Source organism: Trinickia sp. NRRL B-1857, assembly GCF_050470685.1.
Lineage (GTDB): Bacteria > Pseudomonadota > Gammaproteobacteria > Burkholderiales > Burkholderiaceae > Trinickia.
In genome coordinates, this window is record NZ_JBFLUK010000001.1 from 1,300,007 (window position 1) to 1,315,625 (window position 15,619).

The 15,619-nt window shown below is 63.4% G+C and carries 17 protein-coding genes; all 17 read right to left on the reverse strand.

What is annotated here, in order from left to right:
• Nucleotides 1-34 precede the first annotated feature (34 nt).
• Nucleotides 35-442: a holo-ACP synthase gene (gene acpS / locus AB1286_RS05595; RefSeq protein ID WP_430362334.1), complete on the reverse strand. Its 408-nt coding sequence runs from the start codon at nucleotides 440-442 to the stop codon at nucleotides 35-37.
• Nucleotides 443-458: 16 nt separating this feature from the next.
• Nucleotides 459-1,223: a pyridoxine 5'-phosphate synthase gene (pdxJ, locus tag AB1286_RS05600; protein ID WP_430362335.1), complete on the reverse strand. Its 765-nt coding sequence runs from the start codon at nucleotides 1,221-1,223 to the stop codon at nucleotides 459-461.
• On the reverse strand, nucleotides 1,220-2,167 hold the full coding sequence (recO, locus tag AB1286_RS05605) for a DNA repair protein RecO (protein ID WP_430362336.1): 948 nt from the start codon (nucleotides 2,165-2,167) through the stop codon (nucleotides 1,220-1,222). The genes pdxJ and recO overlap by 4 nt, the downstream gene beginning before the upstream one ends.
• A complete protein-coding gene (era, locus tag AB1286_RS05610) occupies nucleotides 2,154-3,017 on the reverse strand; it encodes a GTPase Era (RefSeq protein WP_430364995.1) in 864 nt (287 codons plus the stop codon). Before era ends, recO begins: the two co-directional genes overlap by 14 nt.
• 103 nt (nucleotides 3,018-3,120) lie before the next feature.
• A complete protein-coding gene (gene rnc / locus AB1286_RS05615; RefSeq protein ID WP_430362337.1) occupies nucleotides 3,121-4,263 on the reverse strand; it encodes a ribonuclease III in 1,143 nt (380 codons plus the stop codon).
• 107 nt (nucleotides 4,264-4,370) lie between these two features.
• The gene (gene lepB / locus AB1286_RS05620; RefSeq protein ID WP_430362338.1) at nucleotides 4,371-5,264 is read right to left on the reverse strand and encodes a signal peptidase I; all 894 of its coding nucleotides are present in this window, start codon (nucleotides 5,262-5,264) and stop codon (nucleotides 4,371-4,373) included.
• Between the two features lie 15 nt (nucleotides 5,265-5,279).
• Nucleotides 5,280-7,073 (reverse strand): translation elongation factor 4, encoded by a 1,794-nt coding sequence (gene lepA / locus AB1286_RS05625; RefSeq protein WP_430362339.1) that lies wholly within the window; start codon nucleotides 7,071-7,073, stop codon nucleotides 5,280-5,282.
• Between the two features lie 209 nt (nucleotides 7,074-7,282).
• A complete protein-coding gene (locus tag AB1286_RS05630) occupies nucleotides 7,283-7,543 on the reverse strand; it encodes a glutaredoxin family protein (RefSeq protein WP_430362340.1) in 261 nt (86 codons plus the stop codon).
• Nucleotides 7,540-9,045 (reverse strand): DegQ family serine endoprotease, encoded by a 1,506-nt coding sequence (locus AB1286_RS05635; RefSeq protein WP_430362341.1) that lies wholly within the window; start codon nucleotides 9,043-9,045, stop codon nucleotides 7,540-7,542. The genes AB1286_RS05630 and AB1286_RS05635 overlap by 4 nt, the downstream gene beginning before the upstream one ends.
• A 19-nt stretch (nucleotides 9,046-9,064) precedes the next feature.
• Nucleotides 9,065-10,105: a MucB/RseB C-terminal domain-containing protein gene (locus AB1286_RS05640; protein WP_430362342.1), complete on the reverse strand. Its 1,041-nt coding sequence runs from the start codon at nucleotides 10,103-10,105 to the stop codon at nucleotides 9,065-9,067.
• A gap of 4 nt (nucleotides 10,106-10,109) precedes the next feature.
• Nucleotides 10,110-10,721: a sigma-E factor negative regulatory protein gene (locus tag AB1286_RS05645; RefSeq protein ID WP_430362343.1), complete on the reverse strand. Its 612-nt coding sequence runs from the start codon at nucleotides 10,719-10,721 to the stop codon at nucleotides 10,110-10,112.
• A gap of 87 nt (nucleotides 10,722-10,808) precedes the next feature.
• Nucleotides 10,809-11,408: an RNA polymerase sigma factor RpoE gene (gene rpoE / locus AB1286_RS05650; protein ID WP_102646011.1), complete on the reverse strand. Its 600-nt coding sequence runs from the start codon at nucleotides 11,406-11,408 to the stop codon at nucleotides 10,809-10,811.
• Between the two features lie 138 nt (nucleotides 11,409-11,546).
• Nucleotides 11,547-11,999 (reverse strand): protein YgfX, encoded by a 453-nt coding sequence (locus tag AB1286_RS05655; protein ID WP_430362344.1) that lies wholly within the window; start codon nucleotides 11,997-11,999, stop codon nucleotides 11,547-11,549.
• 13 nt (nucleotides 12,000-12,012) lie between these two features.
• Nucleotides 12,013-13,251, reverse strand: a complete 1,239-nt coding sequence (gene fabF, locus AB1286_RS05660; protein WP_430362345.1) for a beta-ketoacyl-ACP synthase II — start codon at nucleotides 13,249-13,251, stop codon at nucleotides 12,013-12,015.
• Between the two features lie 157 nt (nucleotides 13,252-13,408).
• Nucleotides 13,409-13,648, reverse strand: a complete 240-nt coding sequence (gene acpP / locus AB1286_RS05665; RefSeq protein ID WP_004197638.1) for an acyl carrier protein — start codon at nucleotides 13,646-13,648, stop codon at nucleotides 13,409-13,411.
• Nucleotides 13,649-13,794: 146 nt separating this feature from the next.
• Entirely contained in the window at nucleotides 13,795-14,544 is a 750-nt protein-coding gene (gene fabG, locus AB1286_RS05670; RefSeq protein ID WP_430362346.1) for a 3-oxoacyl-ACP reductase FabG, read from the reverse strand.
• A gap of 99 nt (nucleotides 14,545-14,643) precedes the next feature.
• Entirely contained in the window at nucleotides 14,644-15,582 is a 939-nt protein-coding gene (fabD, locus tag AB1286_RS05675) for an ACP S-malonyltransferase (RefSeq protein ID WP_430362347.1), read from the reverse strand.
• Nucleotides 15,583-15,619 lie beyond the last annotated feature (37 nt).

Here is a 15,619-nt window from a genome sequence, read left to right on the forward strand (position 1 = left end):
CGAGGAGCATGTCAGAGAAAAAGGAACAGAAAGATCAAGCCGCCGTCGAGTCCGATTCGGCGATGACGAACGACACGGCGTAGTCGCGCTCGTCGCTGATCGTCACGCGCGCCGTGATGCCGCGCTTAGCGAGCCAATCGGCCAACTCGCCCGACGCTTTGAGCAAGGGCTGGCCGCTCGGTTCGTTCAGCGTTTGCAGCGCGCGCCAAGTCATCGGCCAGTGCATGCCGAGGCCGATCGCTTTAGAGAACGCTTCCTTGGCCGAAAAGCGAGTCGCGAGGAACGCGAGTCCCCTCGCCTCCGAGCGCGCCTTGCGCGCATGGTAGACACGCAGTTCGTCCGGGCCCAGCACCTTCTGTGCGAAGCGCCCGTTCGTGCGTGTCATCACGGCCGCGACACGGCTCAACTGGACGACGTCGGTACCGATACCGTAGATGGCCATACGTCGCGCAGGACGATCAGCGCTTCGCGGCGAGACGCGCGGCCACCATGATGGCCTTCATCTCGCGCACGGCATTGTCCCAGCCCGCGAAAATCGCATGCGCCACGATCGCGTGACCGATGTTCAATTCGACGATGCCTTCGATCGCGGCGATCTGCTGCACATTCGTATAGTGCAAGCCGTGCCCCGCATTGACCTTGAGCCCCAGCGACACGCCGAGCTCCACGCCGCGGACGATGCGCTCGTACTCGCGCTGCTGTTCGGCTTCGTCGTGGGCGTCGGCATAACGGCCCGTGTGCAATTCGACGACCGGCGCTCCGGCTTCCTGCGCCGCTCGGATTTGCGCCTCGTCGGCATCGATGAACAGCGAAACGCGCGAGCCGACGTCGGCCAATTGCCGGCAGGCAGCGCGAACGGGCTCGAAATGACCGGCCACGTCGAGACCGCCTTCCGTCGTCAACTCCTCGCGCTTTTCCGGTACCAGGCAGACATCGTGCGGACGCACGTCGCACGCGATATCGAGCATCTCTTTCGTGACCGCGCATTCGAGGTTCATCCGCGTCGTCAGCTGCGGGCGCAACGCACGCACGTCCGCATCGACGATATGGCGCCGGTCCTCGCGCAAATGCAGCGTGATGGCGTCGGCCCCGGCGGCCTCCGCTTGCAGCGCGGCGCGAACCGGGTCCGGATAACGCGTGCCGCGCGCGTTGCGCAGCGTAGCCACGTGGTCGATGTTGACGCCGAGATCGATGACGTTCGGCGACGTCAGGAAGAAGCTCATAGGTTCTGCAAATCGAGAAGGATCTGGCGAGTCGCGAGCGGCGTGCCGCCAAGATAGGTGTTGAGCAAAAAGCGCATCAGCGTCTTGCTTTGCGCGACGGTCTGTGCACGATGGTAATCGTCGCGCTCCATATCAAGCAACGTCTGCCCCGAGACGACCGGCCAATGGGCGGGCAGCTCGCTTGCCGCCTCGCGTACGCCGCGTTCGGGATCGAAGACGTAGCGCCCCTCGGCCACGACGGCTTTGCGCGCCACGGTCCGGTCGAGCGCCATCGCATAGCCCGTCTCGCGCAGCAGCACGCGTTCGAACGAGCGAAGCACCTGGACGGGCGGCTCGTCGTGCGCGAGCCGAGTCAGGGTGACGACGTAATGATGGAATAGTCGAGGATGCGAATCCTCGCGCGCGCAAAACTTCACGAGCAGCTCGTTCACGTAGAACCCGCATAGCAAGGCATCGCCGCACAGCGGCAACATGCCGCCGACCCATTCCGCCCCGGTCAGCGTGCGCATTTCGGACTTGCCCGACCAGGACATCGATAGCGGCTGAAACGTCTGCAACACACCGCGCAGCGCCGAATGCGGGCGCTTCGCGCCTTTCGCGACGAGGGCCAGGCGGCCGTGGTCGCGCGAAAAGACGTCGATGATGAGACTGGTTTCGCGGTAGGGATAGCTGTGCAGGACGAAGGCCGGCTGCTCGGCGATGCGGTTCGACGGCTCGCGCGGCGCGCGGCGCGCGGGGGCGCGCTGACCTTCGTCGTCGGAATGCGTGGGCGCGCCGCCCTCGGCGTGCGCACGCCGGGCCGGGCGCCGCTCCTTGCCGGCCGCGGCTGCCGAACGCGTGCGCTTGGCGTCGACGCGCCCTCGAGCCGCCTCGCCTTGCTCGGCGTCGTCGTCGGACGCGGCAAGCGTTACCGGCGCGTCGTGAATCTCGTCATTCGTACCCATAGGCACGCAGCCCGGCTTCGTTATCGGCCCAACCGCTCTTCACCTTAATGAAGGTTTCTAGATAAACGGGGCCGTCGAAGAGCTTTTCCATGTCGAGCCGCGCCTCGGTGCTGATTTGTTTGAGCTTGGCGCCCTTATGGCCGATGATCATCGCCTTATGTGCGTCGCGCTCGACGAGGATCGTCGCGAACACGCGGCGCAACCGCCCTTCGGTCTCGAATTTGTCGATGAGGACCGTGCTCGTGTACGGCAATTCGTCGCCGGTCCAACGGAACACCTTCTCCCGCAAGATCTCGGCCGCGAGAAAACGCTCGCTGCGGTCGGTCAGATCGTCTTCGCCGTACATCGGCACCCCTTCGGGCAGATACGGCTTGACCGTGTCGAGCAAACGCTTGACGTCGTCCGTATGTTTGGCCGAAAGCGGAACGATTTCCTTGAACTCGCGCAACGCGCTGATCCGTTGGAAGAACGGATAGAGCGTCTTCTTGTCGTTTACGCGATCGAGCTTGTTCGCGATGAGCAGCGTGGGCGCGGATGGCGGAATCAAATCGAGCACCTTCTGGTCGTCGGGCCCGAAGCGTCCCGCCTCGATTACGAACAGCACGGCATCGACGGCCGTCAGCGTCGACGTAACGGCGCGATTGAGCGAACGATTGAGCGCCCCGCTGTGCTGGGTCTGAAAGCCCGGCGTATCGACGAAGATGAACTGTGCGTCCTCGAACGTATGGATACCCGTAATGCGGTGACGCGTCGTCTGCGCCTTGCGCGAAGTGATGCTGATTTTTTGCCCGACGAGCGCGTTCATCAACGTCGATTTGCCGACGTTCGGCCGGCCGACAATGGCGACCATGCCGCAGCGAAAGCCGGAGGGGTTGGGGGTATCGATCATGCGAGGCAGGCGTTTCGAAAAGTGGCGGCGCGGCGCACAAGGCGCGCCGCGAACGCGAATGAGGTCATGAATGGTCGGGTTCGGGCGCGCGCGGACGCGTCGCACCTGCGATGTCCGAGACAAGTTCGGCTTCGCCGCCGCGCGGGCCGGTGCCAGGGCTTTGGGGGCCGTCGACCTTTGCGCCGCCCGGTTCGGGCTTGGCCGCGGCCGCTGTCTCTTGCTTGCCCGCGGACGCCACTTCGGGCTTGCCCGGCGCTTCGCTCTTCGCGCTAGCATCCTGGCCGCGCCCCTGCGCTTTATGTTCGACGTGCGCGGCGCGAATCATCGCCGGCGGCACGTTCGCGGGGCGTTCGCCGCCTTCGGCTACGCCGGGCGGCTTCGCAGCTTCGCCGCGTTGCCCTTTCTCGGCCCGCCGCTCGGGCGCTCGCAGATCGAGCGCCGCTTGGATGCCCTTGACGCCGGGCACCACTTCGGGCTCGCCGTGTTTGCCGGCCCTCGCGCCCCGGGAGCGCTTCGGTTTGACTTCGAGCGCCGGCTGGACGGCCATGACTTCGTCGAGCGCCTTTTTCGCCGCGGCCTGTTCGGCAGCACGCCGGCTTGCACCCGAGCCCGACACCTTCACGTCCAGCTTAGGCACCGAACATTCCACTTCGAACTGCTGATTGTGCGCAGCGCCATGCGTCGCGACAACCGTATATGTCGGCAACGCGATCTTGTGACCCTGCAAGTATTCCTGAAGCAGCGTCTTCGAGTCCTTGCCGAGGGTGCGCGGATCGATATGGTCGAGGATCGGCACGTAAAGCCGCTTGATGACCGTCTGCGCCGCGTCGAACCCACCGTCGAGAAAAATCGCGCCGAGGATGGCTTCGAATGCATCGGCAAGAATCGACGGCCGCCGGAAACCGCCGCTGCGCAGCTCGCCCTCCCCGAGGCGCAGGCTTTCGGAGATATTAAGGGCCTGAGCAATTTCGTAGAGCGACTGCTGTTTGACGAGGTTGGCGCGAACGCGCGACAGGTCGCCTTCGTCCAGTTTGCCGAATCGCTGATACAAAAGCGCGGCCACCGCGCAATTTAGAACGGAATCGCCCAGAAATTCGAGCCGTTCATTGTGCGAGGCACTGTGACTGCGGTGGGTTAACGCCTGGCGCAACAATTCCGCATTGCGAAATTCGTAGCGCAACCGGCTTTCGAGCGGAGATAGCGGCATGTGCAGAGTATAACGCGCGCGCCTCGCCCGTCGGTCTGACGGGGCGAGGCGCGAAAAAACGTGGCAAACCGAATGGGCGAGAATCGCACCGCCGGCAAGCGACGCGTTTAGTGGAACGTGCCGATGCGCTTCAGATTACCGAAGTTCATCCAAACGAAGAACGCGCGGCCGACGATGTTGCGATCGGGCACGAAGCCCCAGTAGCGGCTGTCCGCGCTGTTATCGCGGTTATCGCCCATCATGAAGTAGTGGCCGGCCGGCACCTTGCAGACCACGCCTTCGCTGTTGTACGAACAGTTGTCGCGATAGGGATAGTCTTCCGCACCGATCACGAACGGCGGCACCGCAGGGTTATTCAGAATCCCGTGCTTGCGTCCGAGCAGATCTTCTTCGAACTGCTTCGCATAGCCGATCCGCTCTTCGTCGAAGTAGTCGGGCAGCGGCGTTTCGGCGACCGGCTTGCCGTTGATCGTCAGGCGCTTGTTCTCGTAGGCGATCGTATCGCCGGGCAGGCCGACGACCCGTTTGATGTAATCGACCGACTCATCCTTCGGATAGCGAAACACCACGACGTCGCCGCGCGAAAGCGGCGAGCCTTGCGTGATCTTCGTATTGACGATCGGCAAGCGCAGACCGTAGTCGAACTTGTTCACGAGGATGAAATCGCCGACGAGCAGCGTGGGCACCATCGAGCCGGACGGAATCTTGAACGGCTCGACCACGAACGAGCGCACGAGGAAGACGATCAGAATGACCGGAAAGAAGCTCGCCGTGTACTCGAGCCACCACGGCTGGCGCAGCTTTTCGTCGCGCAGGCGGGCGCGCGTTTGCGGTGCGTTTTCATCGGCGAAGCGCTCGCCGATGCGCGCTTGCTGCTGATCGAAATCGGCGACGGCGGCCTCGGCGGCGCGCCGGCGCTGCGGCAAAAACACCAGTTTATCGGCAACCCACGCGATACCCGTCAAAACGACGAGCACAAAAAGAATCAGCGCAAAGTCCATGTAAGAGAGGTCCTGTTATTTGTCTTCGACGCGCAAGATCGCGAGGAAAGCCTCTTGCGGAATCTCGACGGACCCGACTTGCTTCATTCGCTTCTTGCCTTCCTTTTGCTTTTCCAACAGCTTCTTTTTACGCGTGATGTCGCCCCCGTAGCACTTCGCCAACACGTTCTTGCGCAGCGCCTTGATGTTTTCACGCGCAATGATGTGCGCCCCGATCGCCGCTTGAATCGCGACGTCGTACATCTGGCGCGGAATGATTTCGCGCATCTTCGCCGCGACTTCGCGGCCGCGGTATTGCGATTGCGACCGGTGCACGATGACCGACAACGCATCGACCTTGTCGCCGTTGATGAGCATATCGACCTTGACGACGTCGGACGCGCGATATTCCTTGAACTCGTAATCCATCGACGCGTAGCCGCGCGACACCGATTTGAGGCGATCGAAGAAGTCGAGCACGATCTCGGCCATCGGGATTTCGTAGGTCAACTGGACCTGACGGCCGTGATACTGCATGTTGATCTGGTTGCCGCGCTTTTGCGTGCACAGCGTGATGACCGAACCCACGTAATCCTGCGGCATGTACAGGTTCACGGTGACGATCGGCTCGCGGATCTCTTCGATTTTCGACGGATCGGGCATCTTGGCCGGATTCTCGACCATGATGATCGAGCCGTCGCCCTGGACCACTTCATAGACCACGGTCGGCGCCGTGGTGATGAGGTCCATGTCGAATTCGCGCTCGAGCCGCTCCTGCACGATCTCCATGTGCAATAGGCCCAGGAAACCGCAGCGGAAACCGAAGCCGAGCGCCTGCGACACTTCCGGTTCGTATTGCAGCGAGGCGTCGTTGAGCTTGAGCTTTTCGAGGGACTCGCGCAGTGCGTCGTACTGATTCGCTTCGACGGGATACAAGCCCGCGAACACCTGCGGCTTCACTTCCTTGAAGCCCGGAAGCGGCTCCCCCGCCGGGCGCGTGGCCAGCGTGACCGTATCGCCCACCTTCGCGGCCGTCAACTCCTTGATACCGGCGATGATGAAGCCCACCTGCCCCGCCGACAGCGTTTCCAAGTTCTTCGACTTCGGCGTGAATACGCCGATGTGCTCGACCGGGTACTGCGCGCCCGTGGCCATCAACTTGATCTTGTCCTTCGGGCGCAGCGTGCCGTTCACGATGCGCACGAGCATGACGACGCCGACGTAGTTGTCGAACCACGAATCGATGATGAGCGCTTGCAGCGGCGCTTCCGTGTCGCCCTTCGGCGGCGGCACCTTCGCGATCAGCGATTCCAAGACGTCCTCGACGCCGAGCCCCGTCTTCGCGCTACAGCGCACGGCATCCATGGCGTCGATACCGATGACGTCTTCGATCTCGGTAATCGCGTTTTCGGGATTGGCGGCCGGCAGATCGATCTTGTTGAGCACGGGCACGACTTCGACGCCGAGTTCGATCGCCGTATAGCAGTTGGCCACGGTCTGCGCTTCGACGCCCTGGCTCGCGTCGACGACGAGCAGCGCGCCCTCGCAAGCCGACAGCGAACGGCTCACTTCGTACGAGAAGTCGACGTGGCCCGGCGTATCGATCAGGTTCAGGTTATAGACCTTGCCGTCGCGCGCGCGGTAGTGCAGCGCAGCCGTTTGCGCCTTGATCGTGATACCGCGCTCGCGCTCGAGATCCATCGAGTCGAGTACCTGCGATTCCATTTCGCGGTCGGACAAGCCGCCGCACAGTTGGATGATGCGATCGGCGAGCGTCGACTTGCCATGGTCGATGTGCGCAATGATCGAAAAGTTGCGTATGTGATCCATTCAGTGCCGATCAAGCGAAAAAGGCGCGCTCGGACGATTGCGGAGCACGCCTTGTAAGTATGTGAAAAAACGGCCTATTTTAGCCGAAATGGCCTGCTCACGGCGGATTTCGCCGCGGCGGCCGCGCACCGGTGCGAGGGCCGGGCAATCTTGAGCGCTTTCGTACCCAGCCGGCGTTGCCGCGCAAGCAAGCGCCGATTGCATCGGGCTCACGCGCCGGGCGGTGTCAGCGCCGCCCGTACGCGCTCGCCGTCTAGCCGATAGTGGCAAAGCTCGACGCTTTCGCACACGAGGACGGGCACGAGTTCGTCGTAACGTTCGACGAGCGCGGGATCGGCGTCCACGTCGATCACCTCGAGCGTAGCGCCGAATTCACGTAGCAGGGGCTCGAGCGCCTCGCGCATCTGCTCGCACAAATGGCACCAAGTCCGCGAATAAAGCGTCAAATGCCGGGCGGGCAAGGCGGTCATTTCCCTTGTACGCGGGGCTTGATCGGCACGAACTGCGTGTTCTCGCCGCGACGCACGAGTACCGCGACCATCTTGTGCGAATCGAGATGCGCCACGACCTGCTCGAACTGCTTCGCGCTCGAAATATCCGTATCGCCCACCCGCAAAATGATGTCGCCCTTCTGAAGCCCAACGCGCGCGGCCGGACCGTCGACGGCTTCCACCTCGACGCCGCCGGTGCGCAGCTTCAGCGATTTCATCTGGCTGGCCGACAAATCGGACACCGTCACCCCAAGCGAATTCGACGGGTGCGGCTTCGGCGCGGGGCTCTGCTGCTCGTCAGCCTTGGCGGTTTTCTCGGGCTGCGTCTGCACGACCGTGATCGGCACCTCGCGCGACTGGCCCTTGCGCCAGAACGTCACCGTGGCATGACTGCCCGGCTTCGTGTCGCCGACCATGCGCGGCAGGTCCGTATCGGTGTCGACCGCCGTGCCGTTGAATTTGAGGATGATGTCGCCCGGTTGCAGGCCGGCTTTGTCCGCCGGACCGCCCGGCTCGACGCTGCTGACGAGGGCGCCTTGTGCACGAGGCAATCCGAGCGATTCGGCCACGTCCTTCGTCACCTCGCCGATCGAGATCGCGATCCGGCCGCGCACGACCTTGCCCGTCGTCTCAAGCTGATCGGCCACGCGCATCGCTTCGTCGATCGGAATCGCGAACGCAATCCCCATGAATCCGCCCGTGCGGCTGTAAATCTGCGAGTTGATGCCGATCACGTCGCCTTGCATGTTGATCAGCGGTCCGCCCGAGTTGCCGGGGTTCACAGCAGCGTCCGTTTGGATGAACGGCAGGTAATCGCCCGTCTCGCGCCCCTTGGCGCTCACGATACCGGCCGTCACGGTGTTGTCGAGGCCAAACGGCGAGCCGATCGCCACGACCCACTCGCCGACGCGCACCTTGTTCGAATCGCCGATCGTCACCGTCGGCAGATTCGTCGCGTCGATTTTCACGACGGCGATATCGGTGCGGTCGTCCACGCCGATCAGCTTCGCCTTGAATTCGCGCTTATCGGTCAACGTGACGTAGATGTTGTCGGCGTCGTCCACCACGTGGGCGTTCGTCATGACATAGCCATCGGCCGAGAGGATGAACCCCGAGCCCACGCCCGCGCTCTTTTCATCGTCGTTGTTGTCCGATTGATCCGGACTGCCGCCTCGGTCGCCCCGGTCACCCTGGTCGCCGCCGTGCGGCGTCTGCGGCAACGGGATGCCGAAAAACCGCCGGAAGAATTCCGACATGTCCCCGTCGCCCGTACCGGGCGGCGAGGGGCGCTGGCTGGACGGCCCGCTCGATAGCGTCGTAGTGGTGCGGATATTGACCACGGCCGGCCCGACCTTGTCGACGAGGTCGGTGAAATCGGGCAGGTTCGCGGCCGGCACAGCCGATTGCGCATGGGGCGCAAACGAGAGGCAGGCCATAGCCGCGGCGGCCGCGAGGAATTTGCGCACCGAGAGATTCGTCATAACAGGGAAAGCCGAAGCGTTACTTGGTAGCCTTGTATTCTATGGCAGACGCGAAGCGTTGCAGCGTGGCTTGCGGCACTTCCCCGAGCACTGTTATCCAATAATCGCGATAACGTGTGACAAGCACGTGCGTCGCCCCGGTGCTTCCCGCCCCTTCTTTGCGGGAATTGCCTTCGGCCGGCTCGACGAATACGGAAATAGTGGACAACCCATCGGAGAAGACCGCTTGATCGACGGGGATCGGCGCCGCTTTCGGATCTCGGGCGGCCATCAAGCGACGCAATTCGCGGATGGGATGAAAGCCCGGAACGTCAGGGGTCATGCGCCAACCCTGCGCCTTCATATCGACGGGCGAAACGGGCGGACGCACGAGCGTCCAGCCGTTCGTTCCGCGAATGCCCGCGGCGATGGCGGCCTTTTGCGCGGGCACGCCCACACGCACTTGCGTGAACGCGACTTGTGCGAGCACCTGCCCCGTCGGGTCGAGCGTCTGCACGCGCAGCAACAACCCCGACTTCGCATCGGCCCAAAGCTTATAGGTGAAGCGGTAGGCGTCCTTCGGGTCGAGTTCGATAACCTGCGCATCGAGCCCCGCGACGCGATCGGCGCCGAGCATCTTGGCGTCGTAGACGGACAGCACTTGCGCCCCGCTTTCGCTGATCAGCGCCGGGAACGAATCCCTGTTTAGCCGCTTCTCGACGACACAAATGTGGCGGTCGGGTACGAACGTATAGAGATCGTCGTCGTGACGCAGGAGTTTGCGCGGCTGGCCGTCGAGGCTTTCGACCGACTCGTATTCACCGTCGGCGTGCGTGGCGTAATGGGAGATCCGAGAGGATTGGACGAAGTTGCCGTGCTGAAAAACGAAAACCCCTTCGTAGCTTTCGTGCCGCGCCGCGTCCTGGATTCGATCGAGCCAACCCGCCGCCTGCTGGCGCTCCGGAGTCTCGGTTTGCGCACGGACGGCATGCGGGGACAGCGAAAACAGGGCGGCCGCGAAAAGCAGCCACGCCGCCCATTGCCGCGGGGCGGCGGCGCGCATCGAGCGCAATGTCAGCATCGGGTTAGCGGCCTTGCGAGGTCTGGACCGCGGCGCGAATCAGCGGCATCGAGCCCACGGCCATCGGCTGCTGCGCGAATTGCTGATGCGCTTCCAAATATTGATCCAATTGCGCGTCCCGGATGATGTTGCCGTCCGCGGCGCCCGGCACGTTCGTCATCGCGACCGACTGCACGCCGTCGCCGTTCGTGCTGGTCGCGGCCGTCTGCACGGTGGCTTGGGAGCCGAACCCGTGCCACTGCGGAATGACGACCCAGCTCAGCATCGCGGCGGCCGCGGCAACGGCCAGCGCCGGTGCGACGCGGCGCCGCAGAACGGCGGACGCACCGCGGCGCGAGGCGGCCTGGGCGGGAACCAGGATGTGCGGCTCGGCTTCGAGCCGCGCGGCAAAACCGGCCAGGAACGTGTCGCTCTTCGCCGGATGAACGGCCAGATCGTCGGAACGCAATGCGTCGCCGATCAAGTGATATGCCGACCAAGTGGAGCGATCGACATGATCGAACTCGGTCAGCAGCTCATCGAATGATGCGGGGGCGTCGAGCCCTTCCCCGTCGACGAATGCCGACAAACGCTCGCTGCGCGAGCTTCCCTGCGATTGCATCGAGACCGACCCCATGACGCTCCCCATCTTACATACACCCCGTAGTAATCCGACCGTACCCAGTTATTTCTGCTGTGCGCCGCCGCGAGGCCCGACAAACGACTACCAGCGCTTGCCTTCCGGCGTGCCTAGTAGCGGACGCAATTTTGCCGCAATTGCCTCGCGAGCGCGGAAAATCCGCGAACGAACCGTGCCGATCGGACAATCCATCATCTCGGCGATCTCCTCATAGCTCAGGCCCTCGATTTCACGAAGGGTAATGGCCACGCGAAGCTCTTCGGGCAACAGCGCCATCGCGGCATTGACCGTCTGCGCGATCTGCTTGCTCATCAACAACGACTCAGGCGTGTTGATATCCCTTAGTTGATCGGCGTCCGAGAAAGTTTCCGCCTCTTCGGCGTTTGCTTCCGTCGATGTGGGAGCGCGGCGGCTCTGGGTTGCGAGATAGTTCTTCGCCGTGTTGACCGCGATGCGATAAAGCCACGTGTAAAACGCCGACTCGCCGCGAAATTGGGGCAACGCCCGGTAGGCCTTGATAAATGCGTCTTGCGCGACGTCCTCGACTTCGGCGGGGTCGCGCACGAGCCGCGAGATCAGCCGGATGATCTTGCGATGGTATTTCGAGACCAGGAGTTCAAACGCGGCTTTGTCGCCTTGCTGCACGCGCTCGACCAGAACCTGATCGATTTCTTTTTCGCTCACCTGTTGGGTCCGTTTACTTGGAGGGATGCGTCGCGGACGGCTATTGTAGCGTCCCTATCATCGCTCCATGCTCAGTGTGTAACGGCTGTTACCGCCGTTACATTCGGCCCGCTCGCCGGCCGAGCTTAGCCCGATGCCTTAGTAGGCGGCATGCCGAGCGCGCACCGCCAGCGCCCGAAAAGCCGCCGCATCCACCGCGTCGGCCGCGACGACGAACGTGCTCGCGCGGCGCGCCTCGGTACCCGCCACAGCCAAGACGAGCAGGCGTTCGGCCCATTGTGAGATACCGACGATGCGCCCCTGAAAGAGGCGCCGTCCCGCACGGTCGTATCCGGCCACGCCGTCCGGCATCAACACCAACTGCACGGGTTGCCGGCGCTCGTAGCGCACGAACGAGGCGCCGAGCGCGGCAACTGCCGCTGCCGCAAGCCAGAGCGCGTCGATCGCGCCCAGATGCGCGGCGGCGGTCGAATGAACGGCTGCGACGCACACGCATCCGAACGAGAGCGCGGCAAGCCGCACCGTGCGCGAGCGCCGCAGCATCACTCGCCGCGGCGCTCCCCGATCGAGATCGAGGTCAGGATCAGTCAACGGACCGCCAGGCTCAGATACGCTTGAACACCAGCGTGCCGTTCGTCCCGCCGAAGCCGAACGAGTTCTTCAGCGCCACGTCGATCTTCATCTCCCGCGCCTGGTTCGCGCAGTAGTCGAGATCGCACTGCGGATCTTGGTTGAAGATGTTGATCGTCGGCGGCGACACTTGGTGGTGAATCGCGAGCACCGTGAACACCGACTCCAGCCCGCCCGAACCGCCGAGCAAGTGACCCGTCATCGACTTCGTGGAATTGACGACGACCTTCTTCGCATGATCGCCGAGCGCGCGCTTGATACCCGTCGTTTCCGCGAGATCGCCAAGCGGTGTCGACGTGCCGTGCGCGTTGACGTAGTTCACTTCATCGGCATTGACGCTCGCGTTACGCAGCGCAGCGCTCATGCAGCGGCGAGCGCCGTCGCCGTCTTCGAGCGGCGCCGTCATGTGATACGCATCGGCGCTCATCCCGTAGCCGCCGACTTCGGCGTAGATCTTCGCACCGCGCGCTTTCGCATGCTCGTACTCTTCGAGCACCATCACGCCCGCGCCCTCGCCGAGGACGAAACCATCGCGATCGGCATCCCACGGACGGCTTGCCGTTGCGGGGTCGTCATTGCGCTGCGACAGTGCGCGCGCCGCGGCGAAACCGCCGATGCCGAGGGGCGACACCGTCGCCTCCGCGCCGCCGGCCAGCATCACGTCGGCATCGCCGTACTCGATCAAGCGCGCCGCTTCGCCGATACAGTGCAAGCCCGTGGTACAGGCCGTCACGATCGCGAGGTTCGGGCCCTTCATGCCGAACTGCATCGAGAGGTGGCCCGAGATCATGTTGATGATCGACGCGGGAACGAAGAACGGCGAAATCCGGCGCGGGCCGCGATTGAGCAGTTCCGTCTGCGTGACTTCGATCATCGGCAGACCGCCGATGCCCGAGCCCACCACGACACCTGCGCGCTCGGCGTTGGCGTCGGTAATTTCCAATCCGCTGTCTCGCATCGCCTGCATGCCGGCCGCCATGCCGTAATGGATAAACGTATCCATATGGCGGGCTTCTTTCGCGGACATGTAGTCTTCGACGTTGAAGCCTTTCACTTCACCGGCGAATCGCGTCGAGAAGTTCGTTGCGTCGAACTTCGTGATGGTCGCGATACCGGACTTGCCGGCGACCAGATTAGCCCAGCCGTCGGCAACATTATTGCCGACAGGCGACACCAGACCCAGGCCTGTAACAACAACACGGCGACGGCTCACGGTAACCCCTTTTCCATAAATGACAAAAGCAAAAGCCACAGCGGCCACAGGAAACCGACCCTGTGAGCCCTGTGGCTATAAATTCGGCACCAGCATCGGAATCCGACGTCAGAACGCGTCAAACCGCGGCTAGCGTACAGCGCGAGGCGATCAGGCCTTAAGCCTTGACGTTTGCGCGTGCGTAGTCGATCGCTTGCTGGACCGTCGTGATCTTCTCGGCTTCCTCGTCCGGAATTTCCATGCCGAACTCGTCTTCCAGCGCCATCACGAGCTCGACCGTGTCGAGAGAGTCCGCACCGAGGTCGTTCACGAACGAAGCTTCGTTCTTGATTTCAGCTTCCGCGACGCCCAGTTGTTCCGCGACGATCTTCTTGACGCGCTGTTCGATGTTGTCCATTACCCCTCCGAGGGAAAAAGTTCAAAAATCCAAGTGCGCGCATTTTATCAGGTTTGCCTGGTCAAAAAAGCGCGCTCAAGGCAAGGCTTGGCGCCCCGTGGGAGCACTACGCTTCCACCGTCGGCGCGGATGTTAAACGAAATCCGTTAAGACATGTACATGCCGCCGTTCACATGCAGCGTCGTGCCGGTGATATAACCGGCTTGCGGCGAAGCAAGGAACGCAACGGCATGGCCGATATCCTCGGGGCTGCCCAGACGGCCGAGCGGAATCTGCGTTTTCAGCGCGGCCTGCTGCTCTTCGGGCAGCACCTTCGTCATATCGGTATCGATGAAGCCCGGAGCGACGCAATTGACCGTAATGCCGCGGCTGCCGATTTCGCGCGCGAGCGCGCGCGTCATGCCTGCCACGCCGGCCTTGGCCGCCGCATAGTTGACCTGCCCCGGGTTGCCGGCCGAACCGACGACCGACGTGATGTTGATGATGCGCCCGCCGCGCGCCTTCATCATCGGGCGCAGCACGGCGCGCGACAGACGGAACACGGCCTTCAGGTTCGTATCGATCACGGCGTCCCACTCGTCGTCTTTCATACGCATCGCGAGTTGGTCGCGCGTGATACCCGCATTGTTGACGAGCACGTTCAGCGCGCCGAATTCCTTCACGAGCGAATCGATCGTGGCATCGACCGTTTGCGCGTCGTTGACTTCGAGCACGATGCCGCGTCCCGCCAGACCTTCGGCCGCAAGCGCTTCGGTGATCCCGGCCGCACCGGACTCGCTCGTCGCGGTACCGATGACAGTCGCGCCCTGCCGCGCGAGCACGAGCGCAATCGCCCTGCCGATGCCGCGCGATGCGCCCGTCACGAGCGCTACTTGTTTATCGAGAGCTTTTTCCATGATGGTTCGGATGATCGGTTAAACGGGCAGCGCGCTCGACCGGCACGCCGCGCGATAGGCGGCGATACGCGGCGGCATGCACGCCCGAACGCTTGCGCGCTATGCGCTAAGCAGCTTCAAGGTTTCTTCGAGCGAGGCGGGATCGGTGATCGCCGCGCCCACGAGGCTGCCGTCGATCCGCTTGGTCAAGCCCGCGAGCACTTTACCCGGGCCGCATTCGACCACGTGCGTCACGCCGTCCTTGGCCATCGCCTGCACGCATTCGACCCAGCGCACCGCGCCGGCTGCCTGGCGGACGAGCGCGTCCTTGATCGCGGCCGGCTCCGATACCACGGCGACGTCGACGTTGTTGACGACGGGAATCCGCGGCACTTTGACCTCGACGCTCGCGAGATACTCGCGCAACTGATTCGAGGCCGGCATGAGCAGCGACGAATGGAACGGCGCGGAAACGGGAAGCGGCAGCGCCCGCTTGGCGCCCTTCGTCTTCGCGATCTCGCACGCTTTTTCGACGGCGGCCTTATGCCCCGCGATCACGACTTGCGCCGGCGCGTTGAAGTTGACGGCCTCGACGACGGCGCCGCTTTCACGGGCCGCGTCGCTGCAAACCGCGCGGACGGTGTCGTCGTCCAAACCGAGAATAGCCGCCATGCCGCCGACGCCGACGGGCACCGCCGTTTGCATCGCTTGCGCGCGAAAGCGCACGAGCGGCACCGCGTCGCGAAACGCGAGCGCGCCCGATGCGACCAGCGCCGTGTACTCGCCCAAGCTGTGACCCGCGACAAGCGCGGGCTCGGCGCCGCCGGCTTCGCGAAATGCGCGGTAGATCGCATAGGCGGCCGTCAGCATGACCGGCTGCGTGTTCGTCGTGAGATTCAGTTCTTCGGCCGGTCCTTCGGCAATCAGCTTGCCGAGGTCCTGACCGAGCGCGTCGGACGCTTCCTGGAGCGTTTCGCGCACGACTGCGCGATCGGCGAATGCGTTAAGCATGCCGACCGATTGCGATCCCTGCCCAGGAAAAACGAACGCAAATTTCATATCGTCCCCAAATGTGAAGCTTTGTGCGTGCTGCGCG

What these genes read in the sequence shown, in the direction of transcription:
- acpS (WP_430362334.1), bottom strand. Translation starts at nt 442, where the DNA reads ATGGCCATCTACGGTATCGGTACCGACGTCGTCCAGTTGAGCCGTGTC.
- AB1286_RS05645 (WP_430362343.1), bottom strand. Translation starts at nt 10,721, where the DNA reads ATGGGGTCGGTCTCGATGCAATCGCAGGGAAGCTCGCGCAGCGAGCGT.
- rnc (WP_430362337.1), bottom strand. Translation starts at nt 4,263, where the DNA reads ATGCCGCTATCTCCGCTCGAAAGCCGGTTGCGCTACGAATTTCGCAAT.
- recO (WP_430362336.1), bottom strand. Translation starts at nt 2,167, where the DNA reads ATGGGTACGAATGACGAGATTCACGACGCGCCGGTAACGCTTGCCGCG.
- fabD (WP_430362347.1), bottom strand. Translation starts at nt 15,582, where the DNA reads ATGAAATTTGCGTTCGTTTTTCCTGGGCAGGGATCGCAATCGGTCGGC.
- lepA (WP_430362339.1), bottom strand. Translation starts at nt 7,073, where the DNA reads ATGGATCACATACGCAACTTTTCGATCATTGCGCACATCGACCATGGC.
- acpP (WP_004197638.1), bottom strand. Translation starts at nt 13,648, where the DNA reads ATGGACAACATCGAACAGCGCGTCAAGAAGATCGTCGCGGAACAACTG.
- AB1286_RS05630 (WP_430362340.1), bottom strand. Translation starts at nt 7,543, where the DNA reads ATGACCGCCTTGCCCGCCCGGCATTTGACGCTTTATTCGCGGACTTGG.
- lepB (WP_430362338.1), bottom strand. Translation starts at nt 5,264, where the DNA reads ATGGACTTTGCGCTGATTCTTTTTGTGCTCGTCGTTTTGACGGGTATC.
- fabG (WP_430362346.1), bottom strand. Translation starts at nt 14,544, where the DNA reads ATGGAAAAAGCTCTCGATAAACAAGTAGCGCTCGTGACGGGCGCATCG.
- pdxJ (WP_430362335.1), bottom strand. Translation starts at nt 1,223, where the DNA reads ATGAGCTTCTTCCTGACGTCGCCGAACGTCATCGATCTCGGCGTCAAC.
- AB1286_RS05640 (WP_430362342.1), bottom strand. Translation starts at nt 10,105, where the DNA reads ATGCTGACATTGCGCTCGATGCGCGCCGCCGCCCCGCGGCAATGGGCG.
- era (WP_430364995.1), bottom strand. Translation starts at nt 3,017, where the DNA reads ATGGTCGCCATTGTCGGCCGGCCGAACGTCGGCAAATCGACGTTGATG.
- AB1286_RS05635 (WP_430362341.1), bottom strand. Translation starts at nt 9,045, where the DNA reads ATGACGAATCTCTCGGTGCGCAAATTCCTCGCGGCCGCCGCGGCTATG.